General features: G+C 70.6%; 26 protein-coding genes and 1 pseudogene. 11 read left to right on the top strand and 16 right to left on the bottom strand.

Annotation, left to right across the window (positions count from 1 at the left end):
• Positions 1 to 299 precede the first annotated feature (299 nt).
• The 10 genes from ACZ52J_RS22005 to ACZ52J_RS21960 form a co-directional block, all read right to left on the bottom strand.
• Positions 300 to 959 carry a Uma2 family endonuclease gene (locus ACZ52J_RS22005; protein WP_465620966.1) on the bottom strand — a complete coding sequence of 220 codons (660 nt, stop codon included), beginning with the start codon at positions 957 to 959 and terminating at the stop codon, positions 300 to 302.
• Between the two features lie 209 nt (positions 960 to 1,168).
• A complete protein-coding gene (locus ACZ52J_RS22000) occupies positions 1,169 to 2,047 on the bottom strand; it encodes a glycosyltransferase family 2 protein (RefSeq protein ID WP_465620964.1) in 879 nt (292 codons plus the stop codon).
• A 719-nt stretch (positions 2,048 to 2,766) separates the two neighbouring features.
• A complete protein-coding gene (locus ACZ52J_RS21995) occupies positions 2,767 to 3,144 on the bottom strand; it encodes a metal-sulfur cluster assembly factor (RefSeq protein ID WP_360499451.1) in 378 nt (125 codons plus the stop codon).
• A 21-nt stretch (positions 3,145 to 3,165) separates the two neighbouring features.
• On the bottom strand, positions 3,166 to 3,618 hold the full coding sequence (sufU, locus tag ACZ52J_RS21990) for a Fe-S cluster assembly sulfur transfer protein SufU (RefSeq protein WP_350511661.1): 453 nt from the start codon (positions 3,616 to 3,618) through the stop codon (positions 3,166 to 3,168).
• 20 nt (positions 3,619 to 3,638) lie between these two features.
• Positions 3,639 to 4,898, bottom strand: a complete 1,260-nt coding sequence (locus ACZ52J_RS21985; RefSeq protein WP_360499449.1) for a cysteine desulfurase — start codon at positions 4,896 to 4,898, stop codon at positions 3,639 to 3,641.
• Complete coding sequence (gene sufC, locus ACZ52J_RS21980; RefSeq protein ID WP_030290237.1) at positions 4,895 to 5,659, bottom strand: Fe-S cluster assembly ATPase SufC; 765 nt, start codon at positions 5,657 to 5,659, stop codon at positions 4,895 to 4,897. The genes ACZ52J_RS21985 and sufC overlap by 4 nt, the downstream gene beginning before the upstream one ends.
• 6 nt (positions 5,660 to 5,665) lie before the next feature.
• Positions 5,666 to 5,983: a bifunctional 3-phenylpropionate/cinnamic acid dioxygenase ferredoxin subunit gene (locus ACZ52J_RS21975; RefSeq protein WP_360499447.1), complete on the bottom strand. Its 318-nt coding sequence runs from the start codon at positions 5,981 to 5,983 to the stop codon at positions 5,666 to 5,668.
• A gap of 5 nt (positions 5,984 to 5,988) precedes the next feature.
• A complete protein-coding gene (sufD, locus tag ACZ52J_RS21970) occupies positions 5,989 to 7,221 on the bottom strand; it encodes a Fe-S cluster assembly protein SufD (RefSeq protein WP_465620962.1) in 1,233 nt (410 codons plus the stop codon).
• A 54-nt stretch (positions 7,222 to 7,275) separates the two neighbouring features.
• Positions 7,276 to 8,691, bottom strand: a complete 1,416-nt coding sequence (gene sufB, locus ACZ52J_RS21965; RefSeq protein WP_465620960.1) for a Fe-S cluster assembly protein SufB — start codon at positions 8,689 to 8,691, stop codon at positions 7,276 to 7,278.
• A gap of 9 nt (positions 8,692 to 8,700) precedes the next feature.
• Positions 8,701 to 9,543, bottom strand: a complete 843-nt coding sequence (locus ACZ52J_RS21960) for a helix-turn-helix transcriptional regulator (protein ID WP_396288889.1) — start codon at positions 9,541 to 9,543, stop codon at positions 8,701 to 8,703.
• 163 nt (positions 9,544 to 9,706) lie between these two features.
• On the opposite strand from ACZ52J_RS21960, the gene ACZ52J_RS21955 reads away from it, so the two are divergent.
• Entirely contained in the window at positions 9,707 to 10,633 is a 927-nt protein-coding gene (locus tag ACZ52J_RS21955; RefSeq protein WP_360499439.1) for an ABC transporter ATP-binding protein, read from the top strand.
• On the top strand, positions 10,630 to 11,409 hold the full coding sequence (locus ACZ52J_RS21950) for an ABC transporter permease (RefSeq protein ID WP_360499437.1): 780 nt from the start codon (positions 10,630 to 10,632) through the stop codon (positions 11,407 to 11,409). The genes ACZ52J_RS21955 and ACZ52J_RS21950 overlap by 4 nt, the downstream gene beginning before the upstream one ends.
• A gap of 103 nt (positions 11,410 to 11,512) precedes the next feature.
• Here the strand turns inward: ACZ52J_RS21950 and ACZ52J_RS21945 are convergent, their stop codons facing one another.
• Positions 11,513 to 12,217: an LAETG motif-containing sortase-dependent surface protein gene (locus tag ACZ52J_RS21945; RefSeq protein WP_465620957.1), complete on the bottom strand. Its 705-nt coding sequence runs from the start codon at positions 12,215 to 12,217 to the stop codon at positions 11,513 to 11,515.
• Between the two features lie 416 nt (positions 12,218 to 12,633).
• Between ACZ52J_RS21945 and ACZ52J_RS21940 the strand changes: the two genes are divergently transcribed.
• Complete coding sequence (locus ACZ52J_RS21940) at positions 12,634 to 13,620, top strand: COX15/CtaA family protein (RefSeq protein ID WP_465620955.1); 987 nt, start codon at positions 12,634 to 12,636, stop codon at positions 13,618 to 13,620.
• Positions 13,621 to 13,691: 71 nt separating this feature from the next.
• On the opposite strand, the gene ACZ52J_RS21935 is transcribed toward ACZ52J_RS21940, so the two are convergent.
• The 3 genes and pseudogenes from ACZ52J_RS21935 to ACZ52J_RS21925 all read right to left on the bottom strand — a co-directional run.
• A complete protein-coding gene (locus ACZ52J_RS21935; protein WP_465620954.1) occupies positions 13,692 to 14,084 on the bottom strand; it encodes an NUDIX hydrolase in 393 nt (130 codons plus the stop codon).
• A 44-nt stretch (positions 14,085 to 14,128) separates the two neighbouring features.
• On the bottom strand, positions 14,129 to 14,683 hold the full coding sequence (locus ACZ52J_RS21930) for a flavoprotein (RefSeq protein WP_465620952.1): 555 nt from the start codon (positions 14,681 to 14,683) through the stop codon (positions 14,129 to 14,131).
• Positions 14,680 to 14,967 (bottom strand): annotated as a pseudogene (locus ACZ52J_RS21925) (helix-turn-helix domain-containing protein); the annotation flags it as partial. The pseudogene ACZ52J_RS21925 and the gene ACZ52J_RS21930, both read right to left, overlap by 4 nt.
• 38 nt (positions 14,968 to 15,005) lie before the next feature.
• Here ACZ52J_RS21925 and ACZ52J_RS21920 point away from each other — a divergent pair.
• Both ACZ52J_RS21920 and ACZ52J_RS21915 read left to right on the top strand, forming a co-directional pair.
• Positions 15,006 to 15,275: an acyl carrier protein gene (locus tag ACZ52J_RS21920; protein WP_465620950.1), complete on the top strand. Its 270-nt coding sequence runs from the start codon at positions 15,006 to 15,008 to the stop codon at positions 15,273 to 15,275.
• Complete coding sequence (locus tag ACZ52J_RS21915) at positions 15,272 to 16,474, top strand: enoyl-[acyl-carrier-protein] reductase FabV (protein WP_465620949.1); 1,203 nt, start codon at positions 15,272 to 15,274, stop codon at positions 16,472 to 16,474. Before ACZ52J_RS21920 ends, ACZ52J_RS21915 begins: the two co-directional genes overlap by 4 nt.
• 76 nt (positions 16,475 to 16,550) lie before the next feature.
• Here ACZ52J_RS21915 and ACZ52J_RS21910 read toward each other — a convergent pair whose 3' ends face one another.
• The gene (locus tag ACZ52J_RS21910; RefSeq protein ID WP_465620947.1) at positions 16,551 to 16,886 is read right to left on the bottom strand and encodes a hypothetical protein; all 336 of its coding nucleotides are present in this window, start codon (positions 16,884 to 16,886) and stop codon (positions 16,551 to 16,553) included.
• Between the two features lie 72 nt (positions 16,887 to 16,958).
• Between ACZ52J_RS21910 and ACZ52J_RS21905 the strand changes: the two genes are divergently transcribed.
• Positions 16,959 to 17,600: a DUF2461 domain-containing protein gene (locus tag ACZ52J_RS21905; RefSeq protein ID WP_465620945.1), complete on the top strand. Its 642-nt coding sequence runs from the start codon at positions 16,959 to 16,961 to the stop codon at positions 17,598 to 17,600.
• 105 nt (positions 17,601 to 17,705) lie between these two features.
• Here the strand turns inward: ACZ52J_RS21905 and ACZ52J_RS21900 are convergent, their stop codons facing one another.
• Positions 17,706 to 18,653, bottom strand: a complete 948-nt coding sequence (locus ACZ52J_RS21900; RefSeq protein ID WP_360499429.1) for a heme o synthase — start codon at positions 18,651 to 18,653, stop codon at positions 17,706 to 17,708.
• 462 nt (positions 18,654 to 19,115) lie between these two features.
• Between ACZ52J_RS21900 and tkt the strand changes: the two genes are divergently transcribed.
• From tkt to pgl, 5 genes are all read left to right on the top strand, one after another.
• Positions 19,116 to 21,215, top strand: coding sequence for a transketolase (tkt, locus tag ACZ52J_RS21895; RefSeq protein ID WP_465620943.1), 2,100 nt, complete (start codon positions 19,116 to 19,118; stop codon positions 21,213 to 21,215).
• A gap of 200 nt (positions 21,216 to 21,415) precedes the next feature.
• Positions 21,416 to 22,558, top strand: a complete 1,143-nt coding sequence (gene tal, locus ACZ52J_RS21890; protein WP_360499425.1) for a transaldolase — start codon at positions 21,416 to 21,418, stop codon at positions 22,556 to 22,558.
• A gap of 61 nt (positions 22,559 to 22,619) precedes the next feature.
• Positions 22,620 to 24,176: a glucose-6-phosphate dehydrogenase gene (gene zwf, locus ACZ52J_RS21885; RefSeq protein ID WP_465621175.1), complete on the top strand. Its 1,557-nt coding sequence runs from the start codon at positions 22,620 to 22,622 to the stop codon at positions 24,174 to 24,176.
• Entirely contained in the window at positions 24,173 to 25,258 is a 1,086-nt protein-coding gene (gene opcA / locus ACZ52J_RS21880; RefSeq protein WP_465620941.1) for a glucose-6-phosphate dehydrogenase assembly protein OpcA, read from the top strand. Before zwf ends, opcA begins: the two co-directional genes overlap by 4 nt.
• Positions 25,255 to 26,043, top strand: a complete 789-nt coding sequence (gene pgl / locus ACZ52J_RS21875; protein WP_360499421.1) for a 6-phosphogluconolactonase — start codon at positions 25,255 to 25,257, stop codon at positions 26,041 to 26,043. The genes opcA and pgl overlap by 4 nt, the downstream gene beginning before the upstream one ends.
• Positions 26,044 to 26,121: the final 78 nt, after the last annotated feature.

Raw genomic sequence — 26,121 nt, 5'->3', positions numbered from 1 at the left:
TGCCCCGGCCCGGCATCTGCCGCCCCTGCGCCGGTCTGACCACCCGACCCCCCACGGCCGGCCAGGGCGCGGACGTGGCAACCGCAGGCGCCGCCCGAGTCCGAACGGCCCTGCACACCGCACTTACCGGCAGCCGGCCCGCACACATCGCCGCCTGAGACACCCTGCCGTGTGCCGCCTGGCCCGGCGGCACACGGCCAGGCCCAGGGGTGGGGGGCGGATGGTGGGGAACGACGGTGAACCTAGTCAACGAAGCAGATCGAGCGCGGGTGGCCACCCGCCCGAGCAGTGCTCGGCGCCTACGGACTCCAGGGCTTCCAGGCGTCGGTGTCGATCTCGACGCCGAACGGCTCCGGCAGGCGGACGGATTCACCGAACTTCCATTCGCCCAGGGATTCGTACGTGCCCTTGGCCTTGTCAGGCGCGCCGAACAGGGTGACTCCGGGCTGCCGCGGGTCACGGTCGACCAGGAGGTAGTACGGCACTCCTGTCCTCGCGTACCCGCCCCACTTCGTGGGCTTGACCTGGCGACCGAACATGGGCCGACGGTCGTGACGGGCGTTGGATGCGGAGGTCACCTCGACGACGAGCGCCAGATCGTGCGGGTGCAGGTGCAGGACGTCGTCTGCACGCTTCTCCGCGTCGATGTCCTTCTGCACGACCACCAGGTCGGGGACGTAGCCGTCGCCGATCTCCAACAGATCCAGGTTGACGGCCTGCACGGCTCGCCACTGGAAGCTCGCATCGACGAACCACGCACGCTCGTAGCCTCGCTGGATGTCCGAGAGGATTCCTGCGTGGGCGTACACCGGCGCCGGTGACCCAACGATCTCCCCTCCGATGACCTCAGCCCGCGTGTCGTCGTCCGGGAGCCGGAGGTACTCCTCCAGTTCTCCCCGGACCCACATGGCGTACGGCGAGTCAGGCAGGAGCAACTGCGCAAACGCAATGACCGACATGACTTCGCTCCCTCCGAGGTCGCGGCACCAGCCTGGCCGCCCAGTCGCAGATATACCACTGCCGCACAAACCTTTCCCCCGAAGGAGAGGTTTGCGCGGCAGCAGTTGACGCGTCAGGTTGCCCTGCTACCCGGCCAGGACCAGCACGGACGTGCAACGCGTCACCGACGCCGTCCACCCGTTCGGACCTGACCGCGCTGGACCGGCCGTCAGAACACGGGCGGTCGGCCCAGCTTCGCCATCCGCCACACCGTGCTCCACCGCATCGGACGACGCGGAGGACACGCGGTGCGAACTCCCTCGAAGAAGCCGGACCACCACGCCTTGAGACCGGACAGCGGCGGCCGGCGGACCAGCGTGTACAGGGCCCAGGAAGTGAGGTAGACAGGCACGAGGACCGCAGGAAGGTGGCGCTTGGCCAGCCAGACCCGGTTCCGCGCCGTCATCCGGTAGTAGGCGGCGTGACGAGCCGGGTCGGTGCGAGGATGCTGCAGCACCATGTCAGCGCGGTAGTCGATGCGCCAGCCCGCGTCCAGCGCGCGCCAGGCGAAGTCGGTCTCCTCGTGCGCGTAGAAGAACTCGGCGGGGAAGAGCCCGACCTGGTCGATCACGTTCATGCGGATGGCGTGGCCGCCGCCCAGGAACGTGGTGACCGGTCCGGACTGCATCGGGTCGCTGGCGCCGAGGCGGGGCACGTGGCGGCGCTGGGTGCACCCGGTCTCGTCCGCGATCCGGAAGGACACGATCCCCAGCTGCGGGCCCTGCTCGAAGGCTTCCCGGATCAGCCGGAAGGTGTCGGTGCGAGGCAGCAGGCCGTCGTCGTCCAGGACGACCAGCACGTCCGTGCCGCCCAGCTCGCGCAGCCGCTCGACGCCGGCGTTGCGGCCCCCGGGGATTCCGAGGTTCTCCGGCAGTTCCACGGCGTCCACCCAGTCCGGCAGCTCGGGCAGCTTCACGCCTTGCCCAAGCACCACGGTCCGAACGCCGTTGTCGCCGCCGACCTGGGCCCGCACCGAGTCCAGCAGGGCCATCAGCTCCGCAGGCCGGTTCCCCATCGTCAGCACCACCACGCCCAGCGTGACGCCCATCGCACCCGACCTCATCAGGAATCGTTCATGATCTCGTCGACACCGCAGCCCGGGAAGACGCCGCTGCGCGTGCTGGCCGACGCAGGCCGACTCCCAGACCACCAGTACATGGACCGGACCACGCTGGCCTGGATCGCCGGCAACCGTCCCACCGGTCCGGGTGTCCGGGTGTCCGGGTGTCCGGGTGTCCGGGCCACCCTGCCACACCGTCCGCTCCTGCTGGTACCCGAAGGCTCTTGGTTCGCCCGCAGGGAGGCGGTCGACTGCATCCACGGCGTCCGGGTCGCGCTCCTGGTGCAGTTCATCGCCCACCACAACAGCATCGACCCCAGCCGCTTGCGGGCCCTCGCCGTTGCGGCGGCCTACCACGACTGCCGCCGCCACCACGACCGCGACGACCCGGGCCACGGACAGCGTGCGGCCCGCCGGCCCGCCGCGAACACCACCACCGTGGCGGCCCTGTCGCTTCCGGCAGGTACGTCGCCCTGCCCATCGCTCCGGCCAGTACGTAGCTCTGCCATCTCGCCGCGCGTGCCACCCGGTTGGCCGGGCAGCACGCGGCCACGCCCGGGGCGGGCACCCGCCGGCAGGCGGGTGGGGGGTGGACGGTGGGGAACGGCGGTGGACTTACCCAACGCACCAGATGACGCGCGGGTGTAAACGCCGCTGCCCGGGACTTCCGAAGAAGTCCCGGGCAGCGGCGTTCGTACGGACGGACCTCAGACGTTGAAGCCCAGCGCCCGCAACTGTTCGCGGCCGTCGTCGGTGATCTTGTCGGGGCCCCACGGCGGCATCCAGACCCAGTTGATGCGCAGGTCCTGCACCAGGCCGTCGGTGGCGGTCTTGGCCTGGTCCTCGATGACGTCGGTCAGCGGGCAGGCCGCCGAGGTGAGCGTCATGTCGATGGTGGCCACGTCGGACTCGTCGATGTGGATGCCGTAGATCAGGCCCAGGTTGACGACGTCGATGCCCAGTTCGGGGTCGACGACGTCCATCAGGGCCTCGGTCAGGTCCTCGACGGAGACGGTGCCGGCGGTGGTGCCGACGATGAGGCCGGTCGGCTGCTCCTCCGCAGCGGAGGGGGTTTCGTCAGTCATGGTCATTCCTCCTCTGCAGGATCAGTCGTTCACGACGGGGTGCTGGGCGAGCGCCTGGGCGGTCGCGTCCTTCCAGGCCATCCAGCTGAGCAGGGCGCACTTGACCCGGGCCGGGTACTTGGAGACGCCGGCGAACGCGACCGCGTCCTCCAGCACCTCCTCGTCGCCCTCGCCCTGGCCCTTGCTCTGCATCAGCTCCAGGAAGGCCTCCTGGACGGCCTGGGCCTCGCCGACGGTCTTGCCGACCACCAGGTCGTTGAGCACCGAGGCGCTGGCCTGGCTGATCGAACAGCCCTGGGACTCGTACGAGACGTCGGTGACCGTCGCGCCGTCGAGCTTCACCCGCAGGGTGATCTCGTCGCCGCACGTCGGGTTGACGTGGTGCACCTCGGCGTCGCCGTCCCGCAGCCCCTTGCCGTGCGGGTTGCGGTAGTGGTCCAGGATGATGTCCTGGTACATCGAGTCGAGCTTCATGGTCGTCCTGCCCTGTCCCGTCAGCCGAAGAAGTTCCGGACGTGGTGCAGGCCGTCGATCAGCGCGTCGACCTCGCCCGGCGTCGAGTACAGGTAGAAAGACGCCCGCGTGGTCGCCGGAATTCCGTACCGGAGGCAGACCGGCCGCGCGCAGTGGTGTCCGACGCGCACGGCGATGCCCTGCTCGTCCAGCACCTGACCCACGTCGTGCGGGTGGATGTCGCCGAGGGTGAAGGAGATCGCCGCACCGCGGTCCACGGCCGTGCGCGGGCCGATGATCCGCAGGTCCGGGACCTCCAGCAGCCGCTCGACGGCGTACTCGGTGATCGCGTGCTCGTGCGCCGCGATCTTCTCCATGCCGACGCCCTGCAGGTAGTCGATGGCCGCGCCGAGCCCGACCGCCTGGGCGATCGGCGGGGTGCCGGCCTCGAACTTGTGCGGTGCCGGGGCGTAGGTGGACGAGCCCATGGTGACGGTCTCGATCATCTCGCCGCCGCCGAGGAACGGCGGGAGGTCCTCCAGCAGCTCCTGGCGGCCCCAGAGCACGCCGATGCCGGTCGGGGCCAGCATCTTGTGGCCGGTGAAGGCGACGAAGTCGGCCTCCAGCGCCTGCACGTCCAGCACCATGTGCGGGGCGGCCTGCGAGGCGTCGATGACGACCAGCGCGCCGACCGACTGGGCCTTGCGGACGATCGTCTCGACCGGGTTCACCGTGCCGAGCAGGTTGGAGACCAGGGTGAAGGAGACCACCTTGGTCTTCTCGGTGATCAGCTCGTCGATGTTCGACAGGTCCAGCCGACCCTCGTCGCTCAGCCCGAACCACTTGAGCTTCGCACCGCTGCGCTGCGACAGCAGCTGCCACGGGACGATGTTGGAGTGGTGTTCCATCTCCGTGATGACGATCTCGGAGTCGGCGTCCACCCGGTACGGCTCATCCGCCCAGGCCAGCATGTTGGCCACGAGGTTGAGCGACTCGGAGGCGTTCTTGGTGAAGATCACCTCGTTGCGGCTCGGCGCGTTGACGAAGGCCGCGACCTTGTCCCGGGCGCCCTCGTACAGCGCGGTGGCCTCCTCGGCGAGCACGTGCACGCCGCGGTGGACGTTGGCGTTGTGCCGCTCGTAGTAGGCGGTCAGCGCCTCCAGCACCTGGCGCGGCTTCTGCGAGGTCGCCGCGTTGTCCAGGTAGACCAGGGGCTTGTCGTCGTGCAGCAGCCGCTGCAGGACCGGGAAGTCCTTGCGGATCGCGTCGGTGTCGAGCAGTCCCGTAAACGTATGGGTCACTCGGAAGCGCCCCCCTTCACGTACGCCTCGTAGCCCTCGTTCTCCAGCTTGTCGGCCAGCTCGGCACCGCCGGACTCGACGATGCGGCCGCCCGCGAAGACGTGGACGTAGTCGGGCTTGATGTACCGCAGGATGCGGGTGTAGTGGGTCACCAGCAGGGTGCCGACCTCGCCGGTCGAGCGGACCCGGTTGATGCCCTCGGAGACGATCCGCAGCGCGTCGACGTCCAGGCCGGAGTCGGTCTCGTCGAGGATCGCGATCTTCGGCTTGAGCAGCTCGAGCTGGAGGATCTCGTGGCGCTTCTTCTCGCCGCCGGAGAAGCCCTCGTTGACGTTGCGCTCGGCGAAGGCCGGGTCCATCTGGAGGGCGGCCATCGCCTCCTTGACCTCCTTCACCCACAGCCGCAGCTTCGGGGCCTCGCCGCGGACGGCGGTGGCGGCGGTGCGCAGGAAGTTGCTGACCGAGACGCCCGGGACCTCGACCGGGTACTGCATGGCCAGGAAGACACCGGCCTTGGCGCGCTCGTCGACGGACATCTCCAGGACGTCCTCGCCGTCCAGCAGCACCGAGCCGCCGGTGACGGTGTACTTGGGGTGGCCGGCCAGCGAGTAGGCCAGGGTGGACTTGCCGGAGCCGTTCGGACCCATGATGGCGTGGGTCTCGCCCTGCTTCACGGTCAGGTCGACGCCCTTCAGGATCTCGCGCGGGCCGTTCTCGGCCTCGACGGAGACGTGCAGGTCGCGGATTTCAAGGGTTGCCATGTGTACTCAGGACTCCTGGTTGACGGAGACGAGCACATCGTCCCCTTCGATCTTTACGGGGTAGACAGCGACCGGCTTGGTGGCGGGCAGGCCCGAGGGCTTGCCGGTGCGCAGGTCGAAGCTGGAGCCGTGCAGCCAGCACTCGATCATGCAGTCCTCGACCTCGCCCTCCGAGAGCGAGACGTTCGCGTGCGAGCAGATGTCGTTGACCGCGAACACCCCCTCGTCGGTGCGGACGACGGAGACCGGCACGCCGTTGAGGTCCACGCGCCTGGGCACGTCTTCCTGGAGGTCGCTCAGCGCGCAGGCACGGAGGAAGGTCATCGTGTTCAGACCGCCGCTTCCAGCTCGGCGTCGATCTTCTCCATGAGCTGCTCCTGGACCTCGGGCACGCCGATCTGCTGGAGCAGCTCGGCGAAGAAGCCGCGCACCACCAGGCGGCGGGCCTCGTCGGCCGGGATGCCGCGGGCCTGCAGGTAGAACAGCTGCTCGTCGTCGAAGCGGCCGGTCGCCGAGGCGTGGCCGGCGCCGACGATCTCGCCGGTCTCGATCTCCAGGTTCGGGATCGAGTCGACCCGGGCGCCGTCGGTGAGCACCAGGTTCCGGTTGAGCTCGTAGGTGTCGGTGCCGAGTGCGGCGGCGCGGATCAGCACGTCGCCGACCCAGACGGCGTGCGCGTCCTGGCCCTGCAGCGCGCCCTTGTACGCCACGTTCGACCGGCAGTGCGGCGTGTCGTGGTCGATCACCAGGCGGTGCTCCAGGTGCTGGCCGGCGTCGGCGAAGTAGAGGCCGAACAGCTCGGCCTCGCCGCCGGGGCCCGCGTAGTTGACCCGCGGGTGCAGGCGGACCAGGTCGCCGCCGAAGGTCACGACCACGGACTTGTACGTGGCGTCCCGGCCGACCAGCGCGTTGTGCTGGGCGACGTGGACGGCGTCGCGCTCCCAGTCCTGGACGGAGACGAAGGTGAGCTTGGCACCGTCGCCGACCAGCAGCTCGACGTTGGCGGCCCGGGTGCCGGTGCCCGTGTGGTTGAGCACCACGACGGCCTCGGCGAACGGCTTGACGTCGATCACCACGTGGGCGAAGCGGACGCCGCCCTCGCCGCGCACGTCGATCCTGACCGGCTCGGTCAGCACCGCGTCCTTGGGGACGGTGACCACCAGGGCCTGCTCGAAGGCGCTGAACGCCTGCGCGGCCACCCGGTCCACCGGCGTGCCGGCCTTGCCCAGGCGGGCGTCGTCGCGGCCGACGGTCTCGGCGGTGACGCCCTCCGGCAGCGTGAACTCGACCTTGTCCTCGCCCCGCTCGGCGGCGGCGGCGGTCCCGTCGTGCAGCCCGCCGAGGCGGTGCAGCGGGGTGAACCGCCAGTCCTCCTCGCGGCCGTGCGGCACCGGGAAGTCGTTCACGTCGAAGGACGGCTTGACCGCGACGCGCGCGTCGATGGGCTGCTGGACCGTGGCGCGGCCGGTGCCGGGGCCGGCGAGCTGCGCGCCCGCGCCGGCGGTGCCGACCTCGATCGAACCGGCGGTGGTCGAGCCGGTGGTGTTCTGAACGTCAGCCATGGCTGTCGTGTAGCTCTCTTCCTCGAAAGTCGGTTGGGCGGTCGGTGGCCGGGGTCAGCCGACCGCGCCCTCCATCTGCAGCTCGATCAGCCGGTTGAGCTCCAGCGCGTACTCCATCGGCAGTTCGCGCGCGATCGGCTCGACGAAGCCGCGGACGATCATCGCCATGGCCTCGAACTCGGTCAGACCGCGGCTCATCAGGTAGAACAGCTGGTCCTCGCTGACCTTGGAGACGGTCGCCTCGTGGCCCATGGACACGTCGTCCTCGCGGACGTCCACGTACGGGTAGGTGTCCGAGCGGGAGATCGTGTCGACCAGCAGCGCGTCGCACAGCACGTTCGACTTGGCGCCGTGCGAGCCCTCGCCGATCTCGATCAGACCGCGGTAGGAGGTCCGGCCGCCGCCGCGCGCCACCGACTTGGAGACGATGTTGGAGGAGGTGTTCGGCGCCATGTGCACCATCTTGGCGCCGGCGTCCTGGTGCTGGCCCTCGCCCGCGAAGGCGATCGACAGGGTCTCGCCCTTGGCGTGCTCGCCCATCAGGTAGACGGCCGGGTACTTCATGGTGACCTTGGAGCCGATGTTGCCGTCGACCCACTCCATGGTCGCGCCCTCGTACGCCACGGCGCGCTTGGTGACCAGGTTGTAGACGTTGTTCGACCAGTTCTGGATGGTCGTGTAGCGGCAGCGGCCGCCCTTCTTGACGATGATCTCCACGACCGCGGAGTGCAGCGAGTCGGAGGAGTAGATCGGCGCGGTGCAGCCCTCGACGTAGTGGACGTAGGCGTCCTCGTCGACGATGATCAGCGTCCGCTCGAACTGGCCCATGTTCTCGGTGTTGATCCGGAAGTAGGCCTGCAGCGGGATGTCGACGTGCACGCCCTTCGGCACGTAGATGAACGAGCCGCCGGACCACACCGCGGTGTTCAGCGCGGCGAACTTGTTGTCACCGGCCGGGATGACGGTGCCGAAGTACTCCTTGAACAGCTCCGGGTGCTCGCGCAGCGCGGTGTCGGTGTCCAGGAAGATGACGCCCTGCTCCTCCAGGTCCTCACGGATCTGGTGGTAGACGACCTCGGACTCGTACTGGGCGGCGACACCGGCGACCAGGCGCTGCTTCTCCGCCTCCGGGATGCCCAGCTTGTCGTAGGTGGCCTTGATGTCCGCCGGCAGGTCCTCCCAGGACTCGGCCTGCTTCTCGGTGGAGCGGACGAAGTACTTGATGTTGTCGAAGTCGATGCCGGTCAGGTCGGAGCCCCAGGTCGGCATGGGCTTCTTGCCGAACAGCTTCAGGCCCTTGAGACGCAGGTTGAGCATCCACTCGGACTCGCTCTTCTTCGCGGAGATGTCGCGCACGACCTCCTCGCTGAGCCCGCGCTTGGCCGTGGCGCCAGCGGCGTCCGGGTCGGCCCAGCCGTACTCGTAGTTGCCCAGGCCTTCGAGCTCGGGGTGCGAAACGGTGTCAGTCATGCGAGCTTCCTAACGCGCGGACGCAGAATCTTCGGTGGACGTACCGGCAGTCGGCGCTGCATCGGAGTCGCGGCCCGCGGAACCACGGGCGGACGACGATGCGGCACCGGGTGCCGGCACATAGGTGGTGCAGACCCCGTCGCCGTGGGCGATGGTGGCCAGCCGTTGCACATGGGTGCCCAGGAGCTGGGAGAAGACCTCGGTCTCCGCCTCGCAGAGCTGGGGGAACTGCTCGGCGATGTGCGCGACCGGGCAGTGGTGCTGGCAGAGCTGGGCGCCCGCCGGGGCCTTGGCCGCGGCCGACGGGACACGCCGCACCGTGGCAGCGTACCCGTCCACGCTGAGCGCCTGGGCGAGTGCCTCGGTGCGATCCTCCACCCCAGCCTCGCGCAGCGCCTCCCGGTACTTCTCGCCCTGCTTGCCGAAACGGGCCCGGGCGAAGGCGGCGACCGCCTCCTCGCCCGCCTTGCCGCCGCCCACCGCGTCCGAGATCCAGCGCAGCGCGTCGGCGGCGAGCTGGTCGTACGCCTGGTAGAAGGCGTCCCGGCCGCCGTCGGTGAGGGCGAAGACCTTGGCCGGACGGCCCCGGCCGCGGCTGCCGTAGACCCGCTGTTCGCGGGACTCGACCAGGCCGGCGGCGGCCAGGCCGTCGAGGTGGCGGCGGACGGCGGCGGAGGTGAGGCCGAGCCGGTTCGCCAGGTCGGCGGCGGAGGAGGGGCCGTGGTCCAGGATCGAGCGGGCGACCCGGTCCCGGGTGGCACGGTGGCCGTCCAGCAGTACCTCGGCCGCCGTCACGGGCACGTCGCAGTGGGAGGCCGACTCGGCCTCCTGCTGCTGGGCGTGCTCGCGCATGTTTTTCACAACACCAGTGTTGCGTAATTACTTCCGTTGGGACAACCCGTGATCCAGGCCTCACCGGTGTCATCGATCACGCAGGTAAGCCTTACCTGACCTGGGGAAACGATCACCGAGGCGCCGTCCGCTCGAAACGTGAGGCCCTCTTACACTCGCCGGTATGCACTCCGAACCCGCGGTCCAGGTCGCCGGGCTGGTCAAGCGCTACGGCGACAAGCAGGCCGTGGACGGTCTCGACCTCACCATCGCGACCGGCGCGATCACCGCCGTCCTCGGCCCCAACGGCGCCGGCAAGACCACCACCATCGAGACCTGCGAGGGCTACCGCCGCCCCGACGCCGGCACCGTCCGCGTCCTCGGCCTCGACCCGGTCACCCAGAGCGCCGCCCTGCGCCCCCGGATCGGCGTCATGCTGCAGTCCGGCGGCGTGTACGCGGGCGCCCGCGCCGTCGAGATGCTGCGGCACACCGCCAAGCTGCACGCCCACCCGCTGGACGTGGACGCCCTGGTCGAGCGCCTCGGCCTCGGCTCCTGCGGCCGCACCACCTACCGGCGGCTGTCCGGCGGCCAGCAGCAGCGGCTCGCCCTGGCCATGGCCGTGGTCGGCCGCCCCGAGCTGGTCTTCCTGGACGAGCCCACCGCCGGCCTCGACCCGCAGGCCCGCCGCGCCACCTGGGAGCTGGTCCGCGACCTGCGCCGGGACGGCGTCACCGTGGTCGTCACCACCCACCACATGGACGAGGCCGAGCAGCTCGCCGACCGCGTCGCCATCGTGGACCGCGGCAAGGTGATCGCCGACGGCACCACCGAGGAGCTGTGCCGCGGCGGCGCCGAGAACGCCCTGCGCTTCGACGCCCCGCCCGGGCTCGACCTCGGCCCGCTGCTCAAGGAGCTGCCCGAGGGCGCTACCGCTGTCGAGACCGCCCCCGGCAGCTACCGCGTCGAGGCGCCGGTGGACCCGCAGCTGCCGGCCACCGTCACCGGCTGGTGCGCGGCCGTCGGCGTCCTGCCCGAACGGCTGTCCGTGCAGCGCCGCAGCCTCGAAGACGTCTTCCTCGACCTGACCGGACGGGAGCTCCGCGCATGAGTGAGCGAAGCGAGCGGGACTACTCGCCCGAGCCCGGTGCCGCCCCCGTCGGCCGGATGCTGCTCGCCCAGACCGCGTTCGAGACCCGGATGCTGCTGCGCAACGGTGAGCAGCTGCTGCTCACCGTCGTCATCCCGACCGTGCTGCTGGTGCTGTTCTCCGCCGTCGACATCGTCACGGTCGAGGGCCCCGGCAAGCGGGTCGACTTCCTCGCCCCCGGCCTGCTCGCGCTGGCCGTGATGTCCACCGCCTTCACCGGGCAGGCCATCGCCACGGGCTTCGAGCGCCGCTACGGCGTGCTGAAACGGCTCGGCGCCAGCCCGCTGCCGCGCTGGACGCTGCTGACGGCCAAGACCGGCTGCGTCCTGGTGACGGAGGCGCTGCAGGTCGCGCTGCTGTCGGTGATCGCGCTGGCGCTCGGCTGGTCGCCGCACGGCAACCCGCTGGCCGTCGTCGCGCTGCTGGTCCTCGGCACCGCCGCCTTCTCCGGGCTCGGCCTGCTGATGGCCGGCACGCTGAAGGCCGAGGCCACGCTGGCCGCCGCCAACCTGGTGTTCATCCTGCTGCTGCTCGCGGGCGGGGTGATCGTGCCGCTGAGCAAGTTCCCCGACGCGGTGCGGTCGGTGCTGGAACTGCTGCCGATCTCGGCGCTCTCGGACGGCCTGCGGTCGGTGCTGCAGACCGGCGCCGGGGTGCCCTGGGCTGACCTCGGGATCCTGGCCGGCTGGGCCGTGCTCGGCCTGGCCGCGGCCGCCCGCTTCTTCCGCTGGGAGTAGCCGCCGAGGTGGCCGCACTTGCGAGCAGCCACCCCCGTACGAACGTCGAACGCCCCCCGGCCTCAACCGGCCGGGGGGCGTTCGGCGTTCGTACCGCCCTGCGTCAGCTCTCGCTGCCGCCACGGCGCTTGCGGGCGAGCAGGACGAGCGCGCCACCGACCAGCAGCACGCCGCCGCCGGCCGCCGCGATCATCGGGGTGGCGTCGTTGCTACCGGTCTGGGCGAGCGCCGGCGCGCTGGTGGCGGGCGCCGGGGCGGGCGGGCTGACCGGGGCCGGCGTGGTCGGCGGGGGCGTGGTCGGCGCCACGGTGGGCGTCGTCGGCACGGGGGTCGGGGTCTTCGTCGGCGTCGGGATGGGCGTCGGCGTCGAGGTGGGGGTGGGCGTGGGGGTGGGGGTCTTGGTGGGAGTCGGGGTCGGGGTCGGAGTCGGCGTGTGGCACGGCTCGATGGTCTTGGTCTCGTTGATGTTCCAGCCCTTGTCGTTCGGGTTCTCCGTGGTGGTGACCACCAGGTTCGCCTTGATCGGGGCCGTGTGGTCCTTCACCGGGAAGGTGCCGTGGAACTCGGCGGGAAAGGCCTTGGCATCCAGGACCTTGTCGCCGTCGATGGTGAGGCTGACGGTGTTCTTCACGTCGGCCTTGGGGCTGTAGTTGATCAGGTCGATCACGACCTTGTCGCAGGTCACCGACCAACTCGGCACGTGCGCCGAGGCGTTGGTGGCCAGCGCCAAGGGCAGTAGAAAACCGGCCGCTGCCGTGCCTGCCAGTGCCGCCGCGCCGATCCCGATGTGCCGCTGCTGTCGCGCCATTACGCTGTTCCCCTCCGAACGGTCTTGTGCAGCAGGCGTGTTGAGTGGTTCGCGGTGGCCCGCTACGACTGTCCGGGGGACTCTACCGGCACTCCCGCATCCCGCCACACCCCGCCGTACGACCGGATTTCGTCTGTGCGTCCGTTCTCTGATGTGCATGACCAGCCCATCACAGCTGCCACCTCGCAGAACGCGGATTCGGCAAACTTGAATGAACTTCGTCACCTTCAAGACAGAACGGCGCCCCCGGCGATCGGGTTCAATCGCCGGGGGCGCCGCTTCCATCACCTGACGAGCACGTCGCTTCACCGCGTGACGTCAGGCCTTCCCGGCCGCCTTGCGCCGGGCGGCCACCACGATCGCACCAGGCGCGGCGAGCCAGCCCCGCCCCAAGATCGCCCGTAAAGCCACCTACCATGGACGTCGTGCTGAAGACCACCCCTTTCTCCCTGCTCGCCGAGCGCTGGCAGCCCTCCGCCGTCATGGTCCGGCGCGCCGCGTTCGCCGCGCTGGTGATGAGCGTGGTGATCGTCGTCACCGGCGGCGCCGTCCGGCTCACCGCCTCCGGCCTCGGCTGTACGACCTGGCCCCGCTGCACCGACGAGAGCCTGACGCCCACCGCCGAGATGGGCTTCCACGGCGTCATCGAGTTCACCAACCGGATGCTCACCTACGTGCTCAGCGCCGCGGTGGGCTGGGCGATCCTGGCCGCCCGCTGCCACCGGCCCTGGCGGCGCGGCCTGACCAAGCTCGGCTGGGCGCAGTTCTGGCTGGTGATGAGCAACGCCGTGCTCGGCGGCATCACCGTGCTGACCGGCCTCAACCCGTACACCGTCGCGCTGCACATGATCGCCGCGATGGCCCTGGTCTGGGTCGCCCTGCTGATGTGGGAGCGCAGCAAGGAGGGCGACGGCCCGGCGAAGCTGTCCGTGGCCCGCCCGATCCACCAGCTCTCGTACGTCCTCGTCGCCGTGATCGGGCTGCTCGTCGCGGCCGGCACCCTGGTGACCGGCGCCGGCCACCACCCGGGGACGCCCAAGGACAACAAGATCGTCCCGCGGATCCCGATCGACTACGACAGGTTGGCCCAGTTCCACGCCGACTTCGCCTTCATCTCCGTCGGCCTCACCATCGCCCTGATCTTCGTCTTCACTGCGATCAAGGCCCCGCAGGCAGCCAGGTCCCGCACCAAGGAACTCCTCGCGGTGCTGCTGCTGCAGGGCGTCCTCGGCTTCATCCAGTACTTCACCGACGCCCCCGAGCTGATGGTCGGCCTCCACATGCTCGGCGCCTCGCTGACCTGGATCGCCGCCCTGCGCATCCCCCTCGCCCTCCGTACCCGCGAGGACGCACAGGCCTCCGAGCACCTGCCCGCGCAGACCCCGCAGACCGCCACCGTCTGAGCGCAAGCCCAACGTACGGCGAAGGCCCCCATCCCGCGATGGGGGCCTTCGTTATGCGGTCACAGCAGTTGTCAGCCGTCGTGGGTCCGGATGCTCGGTACCGTTTCGTCCTGAAGCGCGTCCAGGACACGTACGGCATAGACCTCAGCCATGCGGTCGGAGACCCCGGCCGGCGTGAGCCAGTCGACTTCGACCGACTCGTCAGAGAGCCGGCCGGTCCCGCCCTCAGGTCGACAGCGGAAAACAAGAGCGACAACCCCTCGGCTCATGTTCTTGTAGACGCCGGTCAGCCGCTCCACGCCGACCACGATCCCGGTCTCCTCGTAGACCTCCCGGCGCACGCCGGCCTCGACACCCTCGCCCAGCTCCAGCACGCCCCCCGGAGGCTCCCAAGCCCCGCTGTCAGCCCGCCGAATCGTCAGCACCCGCCCGTCCTCCCGCACCACCACCCCCGCGACGGACACGGAGTGGAGTGGCAGCAGCGTTGCCTCCTGCGGCGTACCACCTCTCACGCTGCCGGCTCCGAACGGTTAGTGCGGGCAGGCCGAAGCAGGTCGAGGACATGGGTCCAGCTGTACTTGTCGCGCCCTCCGCCGGACTTGGGCTTGTGGGGCACGTAGTCGCCGATCAGAACGCCCATCGAGCGCAGTCGGGCCAAGCTGTCCGAATAGGCCGGGTGGGAAGCCTGGGCTGAGTTGACATAGGGCTGGACCGCAACGGGGATGCCGAGCCCGTAGGCCTCGCAGAGGATGCCGAGCGCCAGCGTGTCGGAGATGCCGGCGGCCCACTTGTTGATGGTGTTGAACGTCGCGGGAGCGACCGCAATGGCGTCTGCCGGAGGCAGCGGTTGCGGGATGCTCGGCGTGCGCCACGCGGAGCGGAGCGGATAGCCGGTCTGGGCTTCGATGGCTTCCTGGTCTATAAAGCCGAGAGCGCTGGGAGTAGCAATCACACCGACCTTCCAGCCCTCGGCACGGGCTGCGGCGATCAGCTCAGCCACGCCGTCAGCGATTCCCGAAGCGCAGACGATGACGTGAAGGAACGGCTCGTGGTTCTCAGTCAAATCCGAACTCCCAACTCATGGCAGAAACGGCGGAGTTCCGGGACACTGCCACGTCGGTCCCGCGCGGCCATGTCACCGACCAGTTCCAGCACGCTGGGGCGGCGTCGAATGTCCTCAGAAGCACAGCTCTCCGCGATCCTGAGTGCTTGGTACCCCTCAGCCAGTCTGCCTTGTTGGCTGTAGGCCCGTGCAGCATCCACCCACAGTGCGGCCCGCCGCTCCGGAACGGGGATGCGCCGCCGCATCAGGGGTTGAGCAGCTTCCAAGGCCGCGCCGGCGTCACCGAGAACCGCCGGGTAGCCGACGAAGGACACCTACCGCAATGACGACCCCTACAACCGCAGCACACATCCTCCGTCACGCTCTGGCACAGGCGGCGGTCACCGGCGCCGATACGATCACGAACGACGCACGACTGCAGCACGATCTCGGGATCGACAGCCTCGCCCTCCACGAGCTCGTCGTCACCCTGGAGACGCGCCTGAACATGGTCATCCCGGACGAGGAGGTCGGCCGCCTGCACACCGTCGGCGACCTCAGCGACCTGCTCGCCCGGCACGGCCACCCCACCGGAGAGGGCACCACCGCGTGAGCACGCAGCAGATCACCCCCAAGCAGCGGGGCTACCTGATCGTCAACTCCCACCCCAAGGGCAGCCAGGCCACCGTGCACCAGCTGTGGCAGTCCATCACCCCCGCCACCCCCACCGGGCGGGCCCCGGTCGCCCTGGTGCTGGGCTCCAGCGCGGGGTACGGTCTGGCGATCCTGCTGGCCGGGCTGCGCCGCCACGGCATCCGCGGCATCGGCGTCGCCTACGAGACACCGGCCGGCGAGCGGCGCACCGCCACCGCCGGCTGGTACCGAACCGCCGCGACCGCCGCCCTGCTCGAAGAGGCCGGAAGCGACTTCACCTTCGTCAACGCCGACGCCTACGCGGACGCCACCCGTGCCGAGGTGCTCAAACTCCTCGCCGACCGGTACGGCCCCGTCGACTACCTCGTCTACTCCCTCGCCTCGCCCAGGCGTACCGACCCGGCCACCGGCGAGGTCCACCACTCGGTGATCAAGCCGATCGGCCGCCCCTACACCTCACCGTCCCTCGTCTTCGAGGACGGCGTCCCGCAGATCGGCAGCGTCGACCTCACCCCGGCCGACGAGGCCGAGCGCGCCGCGACCGTCAAGGTCATGGGTGGTGAGGACTGGCGGCTGTGGGTGCAGTCCCTGGCCGACAGCAACCTCCTGGGCCCCGACTTCACGACTGCCGCGCTGTCCTATGTGGGCTCCGAGATCACCGCGCCGGTCTACCGGCAGGGCACCATCGGCGCCGCCAAGGAACACCTGGAGGCGACCGCCGGCCAGTTGCAGAGCGGGGTACTGGCCGGGCGGGGCCGGGCGTTCACCGTCGTCGCCGGCGCCGCCGTCACCCAGGCGTCCACCGCCATCCCGTCCATCGCCCTCTACACCTCGCTGCTGCGCAAAGCCCTCGGAGAGGACGGCTGGCGTACCACCGCCGACCAGGCCGTGGACCTGTGGGAGCAACTGAGCGGCGCGAAGTCGCTCGTGCTGGACGGGCAGGGTCGCATCCGTCTGGACGGCTGGGAACTCGACCCCGCCGTGCAGGACCTGGTGCGGGAGCTGTGGACGGACCCCGAGGCAGCGCTCGACGCCGACCCGGCCGCGTCGGCCTGGTTCTACGGCCAGTTCCGGCAGCTGTACGGCTGGGACGTCCCCGGCGTCGACTACACGATCGAGGCTGAGACGTCGATCCCCTGGCCCGCCCAACCGCGGTAGCAACGCTGGTGGCCGGTGAAAAGGCCCGGCTCCCCCGTACGAGGGGAGCCGGGCCTTCGCGGTGTCCGGAGGGTGCTCAGCCGCCGAGCTGGATCCCGGCCATCCGCTTCCACTCGTACGGGCCGGTCTTCACCCGGAGGCCCAGCTCGCCCTCGAAGTCGTCGTGCAGGGTCAGCCCGGCCAGCTCGGCGGCCCGGCGGCCGACGGCGTAGCTGGGGGCCACCTGGTCGCCCCAGGCGCCGTCCGCGCCGACCACGACGATCCGGGTGGCCACGGCGCCGACGTACTCGACGACCGCGTCGGCGCTGCCCCCGTGCTGCCGGGCGAAGCTGGTGAGGTTCTTGGCGATGCGCTTGGCGCGGCGCTCGGTGCGGGCGTCCGGCGCGGCGGTGGCGGTCTCTGCGCTGCTCATGCCCGCATGCTACCCACCGGTAAGCGCGCTGGCGACGGGAGCACCCTGTGCACCGGGACACATACTGGACGTGTGACCTTCTCCGGCTGGCCGACCGAGGCGCTCGACTTCTACGAGCACGTGGAGGCCGACAACTCGAAGACCTTCTGGCAGGCCCACAAGGGGCGGTACGAGGACGCCGTGCGCGCGCCGATGGAGCAGCTCCTCGCCGATCTGGAACCGGAGTTCGGGCCGGGGAAGATCTTCCGCCCGAACCGCGACGTCCGCTTCAGCGCCGACAAGTCCCCGTACAAGACGCACATCGGCGCGCACCTGGAGAGCGGCGGCTACATCCAGCTCTCCGCCGACGGCCTGGCCTGCGGCAACGGCATGTACCAGCTCGCCCCGGACCAGTTGGAGCGCTACCGCGCCGCCGTCGCCGAGGACGTCACCGGCGCCGAGCTGGAGCGGGTGATCACCCGGGTGGAGAAGGACGGCCCGCAGGTGGTCGGCCGGGACTCCCTGAAGTCGGCCCCGCGCGGCTACCCGAAGGACCACCCCAGGATCGAGCTGCTGCGCCACAAGGGCCTGGTGGCCTGGCAGGAGTGGGAGCCCGCGAAGTGGCTGGGCACCCGCGCCGCCTACACCCGGATCACCGGCTTCCTGCACGCCTCCCGGCCGCTGCGGGACTGGCTGGACGGCCACGTCGGCCCCTCCGAGCTGCCCGCCCGCTGAGCCGCCGGCCGAGCGGTCGGCCGAGCGGCCCGCCCCGAACGCGAAAAGCCCCCGAATGCGGGAGAGCCCCGGTCCACCGGACCGGGGCTCTCTCAGCGAGTCTGCCTACTTCACGAACGGGTCGACCGCGCACACCACCATCAGCAGCGACAGGTAGGTGATCGACCAGTGGAACAGCCGCATCTCCTTGAGCTTCGCGCCCACGACGCCGGCCTTGGCCCGCGCGTACAGCGCGTGCGCCTCGCGCAGCCAGGCGGCGCCCAGCACCACCGCGGCGACCGGGTACAGCCAGCTCATGTGCCCGAGCGGCCAGAGCGCCAGCGAGACGGCGACCATCACCCAGGAGTAGATGACGACCTGCTTGCCGACCGCCACGTTGCCCTTGATGACCGGCAGCATCGGCACGCCGGCCCGCAGGTAGTCGTCGCGCACCTTCATCGACAGCACCCAGGTGTGCGGCGGCGTCCAGAAGAACACCACCAGGAACAGCACCACGGCCGCCCAGGACATCGAGTTGGTGACCGAGGACCAGCCGACCAGCACCGGCATGCAGCCGGCGATGCCGCCCCAGACGATGTTCTGCGAGGTGCGCCGCTTGAGCCCCAGCGTGTAGACGAACACGTAGAACAGCAGCGCGCCCAGCGCCAGTCCGGAGGAGAGCCAGTTGACGCCGAAGCCCAGCACCAGCGTCGACACGACGGCGAGCACGATGCCGAACACCAGCGCCTCGCGCGGCGACACCATCCCGGTGACGATCGGCCGCCGCTCGGTGCGGGACATCACCGCGTCGATGTCGCGGTCGATGTACATGTTGAGGGCGTTGGCGCCGCCCGCCGAGAGGTAGCCGCCGACCACGACCTTCAGCACCAGCAGCATGTTCGGCACGCCCTGCTGGGCCAGGAACATCACCGGCACGGTGCTCATCAGCAGCAGCTCGATGATCCGAGGCTTGGTCAGTGCGACGAACGCGCCGACACGGGCCCCGATCGGCCGGTGCGCAGGAGTCGCCCCGGTGACCCCGGCGGGACGGGTTTCGACGGCGGTCACTAACACCCCAACTGAAGATGAATCTTCGCAGGCGTCCACAGGAACGAAGGGTCCCGAATCGTCCGCTCTGCGCGTACCACGACACCATAGACGCTCCATATATCCCATCCGGCTTCGGGGTCCCCCGGCGAGGCGGAACCGCACACCCCCGGGTGAACCGCCTGGGTGATGCCACGAACCGCCTCCGGCGGGTCCCCCTAGCCCGTCCTGACCACCCCGGCGGCGGGCGGGCGCGAATCGGGAGAACCTGGGACAAAAGCACTCACACCGGCCTAGTGGGAATCACCATGCGGAAATCCCGGTTGTCTCAGCACGGAGGGTGAGCCCCGGCCCAAACGGTAGGCTCGCACGCAGAAGCGGGATCTACCCTCCGTGACCGGCACCACCCAGCGTCGGGACCACAGCGCCGTGGCCGACCCGGTCCCCATTCACGGGGTCACTCTTCAATGGAAGGAGCCCTGAGACAGGGTGAGCACTGCGCCGACGAACGCATTCGAGTGGACCGATATGGACGAGCGCACGGTTGACACCGCGCGAGTCCTCGCCATGGACGCTGTCCAGAAGGTCGGCAACGGACACCCCGGGACGGCCATGACGCTGGCCCCGGCCGCGTACCTGATCTTCCAGCGGTTCCTGCGCCACGACCCGACCGACCCGGCCTGGGTCGGCCGCGACCGCTTCGTCCTCTCCCCCGGGCACACCAGCCTGACCCTCTACACCCAGCTGTACCTCTCGGGTTACGGCCTGGAGCTGGACGACCTCAAGGCCTTCCGCGTCGCGGGCAGCCGCACCCCCGGCCACCCCGAGCACGGCCACACGGCTGGCGTGGAGACCACCACCGGCCCGCTCGGCCAGGGCATCGCCAACGCGGTCGGCATGGCGATGGCCGCCCGCTACGAGCGCGGCCTCTTCGACCCCGAGGCCCCGGCCGGCGAGTCCCCCTTCGACCACACCATCTGGGCCATCGTCTCCGACGGCGACCTGGAGGAGGGCATCTCCGCCGAGGCCTCCTCGCTGGCCGGCCACCAGAAGCTGGGCAACCTGGTCGCCCTGTACGACGACAACCACATCTCGATCGAGGGCGACACCGAGACCGCCTTCTCCGAGGACGTCCTCAAGCGCTACGAGGCGTACGGCTGGCACGTCCAGCGGGTGACCCCGAAGTCCAACGGCGACATCGACGTGGCCGTCCTCGCGGACGCGCTGGCCGCGGCCAAGGCCGAGACCTCCCGCCCGTCGATCATCGCGATGCGCACCATCATCGCCTGGCCGGCCCCGGACGCCCAGAACACCGCCAAGGCGCACGGCTCCGCGCTCGGCGCCGCCGAGATCGCCGCCACCAAGAAGGTCCTGGGCTTCGACCCGGAGAAGACCTTCGAGGTCAGCGACCAGGTCATCGAGCACGCCCGGCTGGTCATCAAGCGCGGCAAGGCCGCCCGCGACCAGTGGCAGCAGTCCTTCGAGGCCTGGCGCGCCGCCAACCCGCACCGCGCCGCCGACTTCGACCGGATCCAGGCCGGCGAGCTGCCCGAGGGCTGGAAGAAGGCCGTCCCCTCCTTCCCGGCCGGCAAGGACGTCGCCACCCGCAAGGCCTCCGGCGACACCCTCAAGGCGATCGGCGCGGTGATCCCGGAGCTGTGGGGCGGCTCGGCCGACCTCGCGGAGTCCAACCTCACCACCATCGACGAGGACAGCTCCTTCCTCCCCGAGGGCAACCCGCTGAAGTCGGCGAGCCCGTACGGCCGGACGATCCACTTCGGCATCCGCGAGCACGCCATGGGCTCGATCATGAACGGCATCGCGCTGCACGGCAGGACCCGCGTGTACGGCGGCACCTTCCTGGTCTTCGCCGACTACATGCGCCCGGCCGTCCGCCTGGCCGCGCTGATGAAGCTGCCGGTCACCTACGTCTGGACGCACGACTCGATCGGCCTGGGCGAGGACGGCCCGACCCACCAGCCGGTCGAGCACATGGCCTCGCTGCGCGCCATCCCGGGCCTGGCCATGGTCCGCCCGGCCGACGCCAACGAGACCGCCGTCGCCTGGCGCACCATCATCGAGCGCCAGACCAGCCACCCCGGCCCGGTCGGCCTGGCCCTCACCCGCCAGGGCGTCCCGACCTTCGACCGTGAGGTCTTCGGCTCCGCCGAGGGCACCGCGAAGGGCGGCTACATCCTGGCCGAGGCCTCGAACGGCGACCCGCAGCTGATCCTGCTCGGCACCGGCTCCGAGGTCCAGCTGGCCGTCAAGGCCCGCGAGGTGCTCGAGGCGGAGGGCATCGCGACCCGCGTGGTCTCGCTGCCGTCCTTCGAGTGGTTCCAGGAGCAGGACCAGGCCTACCGCGACAGCGTGCTGCCGCCGTCGGTGAAGGCCCGCGTCTCGGTCGAGGCCGGCATCGCCCAGGGCTGGCGCGAGCTGGTCGGCGACCACGGCCGGATCGTCTCGCTGGAGCACTTCGGCGCCTCCGCCGACTACAAGGTGCTCTTCGAGGAGTTCGGCATCACCGCCGAGCGCGTGGTGGCCGAGGCCCACAACGCCCTGCGCTCCCTCGAAGCCGTCAACCGCTAGCGGCCCCGAGCACGAGCCGAAGGGAGCGCCGATGCCGAAAGCGACGAGCGACAAGCGAGCGCTGGAGCGAGGAACGTCGGCATCGGGTACGAGCTCCCGGCGGCGAGTGCGGGACAACGGGCCGGGGCGGCCGACCGCACATCGGCGCCCCGGCCCCTCTGACTACCCCACGAAGCAGAAGAACAAGGGACTGAAGCACCATGACTGACGCACTGAAGCGCCTCAGCGACGAAGGCGTTGCGATCTGGCTGGACGACCTCAGCCGCAAGCGGCTCAACTCCGGCAACCTGGCCGAGCTGGTGCAGAACAAGCACGTGGTGGGTGTGACCACCAACCCGACCATCTTCCAGAAGGCCATCGCCGGCAGCGGCGACGACTCCTACGACAGCCAGCTGCGCGACCTCGCCGTCCGCAAGGTCACCACCGAGGAGGCGATCCGCATGATCACCACCTCCGACGTGCGCGACGCGGCCGACGTGCTGCGCCCGGTCTACGACGCCTCCAACGGCCGCGACGGCCGGGTCTCCATCGAGGTCGACCCGCGCCTGGCGCACGAGACCGCCCCCACCGTGGCCGAGGCCAAGCAGCTGTGGTGGCTGGTGGACCGCCCGAACGTCTTCATCAAGATCCCCGCCACCAAGGCCGGCCTGCCCGCGATCAGCGAGGTCATCGGCAAGGGCATCAGCGTCAACGTCACGCTGATCTTCTCGCTGGAGCGCTACAAGGCCGTCATCGACGCCTACCTGAGCGGCTTGGAGGCCGCCAAGGGCAAGGGCCTGGACCTCTCCCAGATCGAGTCGGTCGCCTCCTTCTTCGTCTCCCGCGTGGACACCGAGATCGACAAGCGCCTGGACAAGGTCGGCGGCGACGCCAAGAACCTGCGCTCCAAGGCCGCGCTGGCCAACGCCCGCCTCGCCTACCAGGCGTACGAGGAGGTCTTCGGCAGCGTCGACGGCAAGACCGCCGGCAACGCCCGTTGGCTCTCCCTGGAGGCCGCCGGCGCCAAGCCGCAGCGCCCGCTGTGGGCCTCCACCGGCGTCAAGGACCCGGCCCTGCCGGACACCCTGTACGTCACCGAGCTGGTCGCCCCCGGCACCGTCAACACCATGCCCGAGGCGACCCTGGACGCCACCGGCGACCACGGCGTGGTCACCGGCAACACCATCGTCCCCAACTACGCGGACGCCAAGGCCGTGCTGGACGCGATCGCCGCAGCCGGCGTGGACTACGACGACGTGGTCCAGGTCCTGGAAGACGAGGGCGTCGAGAAGTTCGAGCAGTCCTGGAACGAGCTGCTCGACACCGTCACCGCCTCGCTCGCTTCCTTCGCCGACGAGAAGTGACCCCCGCTCACAGCCAGCGCACGAAAGCGGAGCCCATCAAGTGAGCACTGATTACCCCGAGTTGACGTCGGAATCGGACGCGGACGACCTCCCGCCCGCCCCGGTCAACCCGCTTCGTGACCCCTCCGACCGACGGCTCCCGCGCATCGCGGGGCCGTCCGGTCTGGTCATCTTCGGGGTCACCGGCGACCTGTCCCGCAAGAAGCTGATGCCGGCCATCTACGACCTGGCCAACCGCGGTCTGCTTCCGCCGGGCTTCTCCCTCGTCGGCTTCGCCCGCCGCGAGTGGGACGACGAGGACTTCGCCAAGGAGGTCCACGACGCCGTCCGGGACCACGCCCGCACCCCCTTCCGGGAGGAGGTCTGGCAGCAGCTCGCCAAGGGCATGCGCTTCGTCCACGGCACCTTCGACGACGACGAGGCCTTCGACAAGCTGCGCGAGACCATCGTGGAGCTGGACAAGGCCCAGGGCACCGGCGGCAACTTCGCCTTCTACCTGTCCGTCCCGCCGAAGTTCTTCCCGACGGTCGTCCAGCAGCTCAAGAAGCACGGCCTGGCCGACCCGCCGCAGGGCTCCTGGCGCCGCGCGGTCATCGAGAAGCCCTTCGGCCACGACCTGGAGAGCGCGCAGGAGCTCAACAAGGTCGTCCACGAGGTCTTCCCCCGGGACGAGGTCTTCCGGATCGACCACTACCTGGGCAAGGAGACGGTCCAGAACATCCTGGCGCTGCGCTTCGCCAACCAGATGTTCGAGCCGATCTGGAACCGGTCGTACGTCGACCACGTGCAGATCACCATGGCCGAGGACATCGGCATCGGCGGCCGGGCCGGCTACTACGACGGCATCGGCTCCGCCCGTGACGTCATCCAGAACCACCTGCTCCAGCTGATGGCGCTCACCGCCATCGAGGAGCCGGCGTCCTTCCACCCGAAGGCGCTGGTGGCCGAGAAGCTCAAGGTGCTCAGCGCCGTCAAGCTCCCGGCCGACCTCGGCCGGCACACCGTGCGCGGCCAGTACGCCTCCGGCTGGCAGGGCGGCGAGGAGGTCGTCGGCTACCTCGACGAGGACGGCATCGACCCGGACTCCAAGACCGACACCTACGCGGCCATCAAGCTGGAGATCAACAACCGCCGCTGGGCGGGCGTCCCGTTCTACCTGCGCACCGGCAAGCGCCTGGGCCGCCGGGTCACCGAGATCGCGGTCGTCTTCCAGCGCGCCCCGTACCTGCCCTTCGACTCCTACGCGACCGAGGAGCTGGGGCAGAACGCCCTGGTCATCCGGGTCCAGCCGGACGAGGGCGTGACGGTGCGGTTCGGCTCCAAGGTGCCGGGCACCTCCTTCGAGGTCCGGGACGTCACGATGGACTTCGCCTACGGCGAGTCCTTCACCGAGTCCAGCCCGGAGGCGTACGAGCGGCTCATCCTCGACGTGCTGCTCGGCGACGCCAACCTGTTCCCGCGCCACCAGGAGGTCGAGCTGTCCTGGCAGATCCTCGACCCGATCGAGAAGTACTGGGACACCCACGGCAAGCCCGCCCAGTACGCGGCGGGGACCTGGGGCCCGGTCGAGGCGGACGAGATGCTCGCACGAGACGGCAGGAGCTGGCGCCGACCATGAAGATCGACCTCACCAACACGACGTCCAGCAAGATCAACGCCGCGCTCATGGAGGCGCGCCGGGCCAGCGGCTCCACCGCCGCCGGCATGGTGCTCACCCTGGTGATCGTGACCGACGAGGGCAGCGCCTACGACGCCCTCAAGGCCGCCAACGACGCCTCCCGCGAGCACCCGATGCGCACCCTCGCGGTGATCAAGCGCGCCGGGCGCTCGCCACGGGCCCGCGCGGAGACCCGGCTGGACGCCGAGATCCTGGTCGGCTCGGACGCCGGCTCCGGCGAGACCGTCGTCCTGCGCATGCACGGCGAGCTCGCCGCGCACGCCCAGTCGGTGGTCCTGCCGCTGCTGCTGCCGGACGCCCCGGTCGTGGTCTGGTGGCCGGACAACGCGCCGCTGCACCCGGCGCAGGACCCGCTGGGCTCGCTCGCCCAGCGCCGGATCACCGACGCCGTCACCGCCGAGTCCCCGGTCGGCCAGCTCGCCCAGCGGGCCCAGAGCTACACCCCGGGCGACACCGACCTGGCCTGGAGCCGGATCACCGGCTGGCGCTCGATGCTGGCCGCCGCGCTGGACCAGCGGCCGTCCGCCATCGTCTCCGCGGTGGTCGAGGGCGAGTCCTACAACCCCAGCGTCGAGCTGCTCGGCCTGTGGCTGACCAACCGGCTGCACGTGCCGGTCGAGCGGGTCGTCACGGGTGGCCCCGGCATCACCGCGGTGCACCTGCGCACCAAGGACGGGGACATCACCCTGGACCGCCCGGACGGCCTGCTGGGCACGCTCTCCATGCCCGGCTCGCCGGACCGCCAGGTGGCGCTCAAGCGGCGCGAGACCTCGGAGCTGATCGCCGAGGAGCTGCGCCGCCTGGACCCGGACGACATCTACGCGACGGCCGTGCGCACGCCCGTCGACCGGCTGCACGAGCCGGCCAACGCCGAGACGGCGGCGGCCGAGCGGGTCGCCCGCGCGGTCGAGGACGCCGCCGAGGAGGCCGTGGCCGACCCGGAGGCGGTCACGGCCGACGCGTCGGAGAGGAAGCCCGCGAAGAGGGCCGCCGGCAAGCGCACCACCAAGGAAGGCGCATGACCAACGCGACCCCGCAGCTGGTCGTCCACCGGGACAAGGAGCTGATGGCCCAGGCGGCCGCGGCCCGGCTGATCACCCGGATCGTGGACGCCCAGGCCGCCCGCGGCGCCGCCTCGGTGGTGCTCACCGGCGGCCGCAACGGGAACGCCCTGCTGGCCGCGATCGCCGCCTCCCCGGCGCGCGACGCGGTCGACTGGGGGCGGCTGGACCTCTGGTGGGGCGACGAGCGCTTCGTGGCCGCCGCCGATCCGGACCGCAACGCCGTCCAGGCCCGCGCCGAGCTGCTGGACTCCGTCCCGCTCGACCCGGCGCGGGTGCACGAGATGCCCGCCTCGGACGGGGTGGACGGCTCGGACGTGGAGGCCGCCGCGGCCCGCTACGCGCAGGAGCTGGCGAAGGCGGCCGGACCGGGCGACCGGTTCGGCGTCCCCGCCTTCGACGTGCTGCTGCTCGGCGTCGGCCCGGACACCCACGTCGCCTCGCTCTTCCCCGAGCACCCGGGCGTGCGGGAGACCGAGCGGACCGTGGTCGGCGTGCGCGGGGCCCCCAAGCCCCCGCCGACCCGGATCTCGCTCACCCTTCCGGCCATCCGGGCCGCCCGCGAGGTCTGGCTGCTGGCCGCCGGCGAGGACAAGGCGGGCGCGGTCGCGCTGGCCCTGTCCGGTCCCGGCGAGCTCCAGGCGCCCGCGTCCGGCGCGTACGGCCGCAGCCGCACCCTGTGGCTGCTGGACCGCGCCGCCGCGGAGCGGATCCCGCCGCAGCTCTACCCGCCGGCCTCGGCGTAACGGCCGGACGGGCCCTGCGGTCCGCAACGCCGAAGGGCGCCACCGTCGTTCGACGGTGGCGCCCTTCTCGTTCGGGTC

This window comes from Kitasatospora sp. NPDC034035 (genome assembly GCF_055575755.1).
This window is presented reverse-complemented; position numbering and strand designations above follow the sequence as displayed.

Bases quoted from the DNA above. Each gene is read 5' to 3' on its own strand.
- ACZ52J_RS22005 (WP_465620966.1), bottom strand. From the start codon at position 959: ATGTCGGTCATTGCGTTTGCGCAGTTGCTCCTGCCTGACTCGCCGTAC.
- ACZ52J_RS22000 (WP_465620964.1), bottom strand. From the start codon at position 2,047: ATGGGCGTCACGCTGGGCGTGGTGGTGCTGACGATGGGGAACCGGCCT.
- ACZ52J_RS21995 (WP_360499451.1), bottom strand. From the start codon at position 3,144: ATGACTGACGAAACCCCCTCCGCTGCGGAGGAGCAGCCGACCGGCCTC.
- sufU (WP_350511661.1), bottom strand. From the start codon at position 3,618: ATGAAGCTCGACTCGATGTACCAGGACATCATCCTGGACCACTACCGC.
- sufC (WP_030290237.1), bottom strand. From the start codon at position 5,659: ATGGCAACCCTTGAAATCCGCGACCTGCACGTCTCCGTCGAGGCCGAG.
- ACZ52J_RS21975 (WP_360499447.1), bottom strand. From the start codon at position 5,983: ATGACCTTCCTCCGTGCCTGCGCGCTGAGCGACCTCCAGGAAGACGTG.
- sufD (WP_465620962.1), bottom strand. From the start codon at position 7,221: ATGGCTGACGTTCAGAACACCACCGGCTCGACCACCGCCGGTTCGATC.
- sufB (WP_465620960.1), bottom strand. From the start codon at position 8,691: ATGACTGACACCGTTTCGCACCCCGAGCTCGAAGGCCTGGGCAACTAC.
- ACZ52J_RS21960 (WP_396288889.1), bottom strand. From the start codon at position 9,543: ATGCGCGAGCACGCCCAGCAGCAGGAGGCCGAGTCGGCCTCCCACTGC.
- ACZ52J_RS21955 (WP_360499439.1), top strand. From the start codon at position 9,707: ATGCACTCCGAACCCGCGGTCCAGGTCGCCGGGCTGGTCAAGCGCTAC.
- ACZ52J_RS21950 (WP_360499437.1), top strand. From the start codon at position 10,630: ATGAGTGAGCGAAGCGAGCGGGACTACTCGCCCGAGCCCGGTGCCGCC.
- ACZ52J_RS21945 (WP_465620957.1), bottom strand. From the start codon at position 12,217: ATGGCGCGACAGCAGCGGCACATCGGGATCGGCGCGGCGGCACTGGCA.
- ACZ52J_RS21940 (WP_465620955.1), top strand. From the start codon at position 12,634: ATGGACGTCGTGCTGAAGACCACCCCTTTCTCCCTGCTCGCCGAGCGC.
- ACZ52J_RS21920 (WP_465620950.1), top strand. From the start codon at position 15,006: ATGACGACCCCTACAACCGCAGCACACATCCTCCGTCACGCTCTGGCA.
- ACZ52J_RS21910 (WP_465620947.1), bottom strand. From the start codon at position 16,886: ATGAGCAGCGCAGAGACCGCCACCGCCGCGCCGGACGCCCGCACCGAG.
- tal (WP_360499425.1), top strand. From the start codon at position 21,416: ATGACTGACGCACTGAAGCGCCTCAGCGACGAAGGCGTTGCGATCTGG.
- opcA (WP_465620941.1), top strand. From the start codon at position 24,173: ATGAAGATCGACCTCACCAACACGACGTCCAGCAAGATCAACGCCGCG.
- pgl (WP_360499421.1), top strand. From the start codon at position 25,255: ATGACCAACGCGACCCCGCAGCTGGTCGTCCACCGGGACAAGGAGCTG.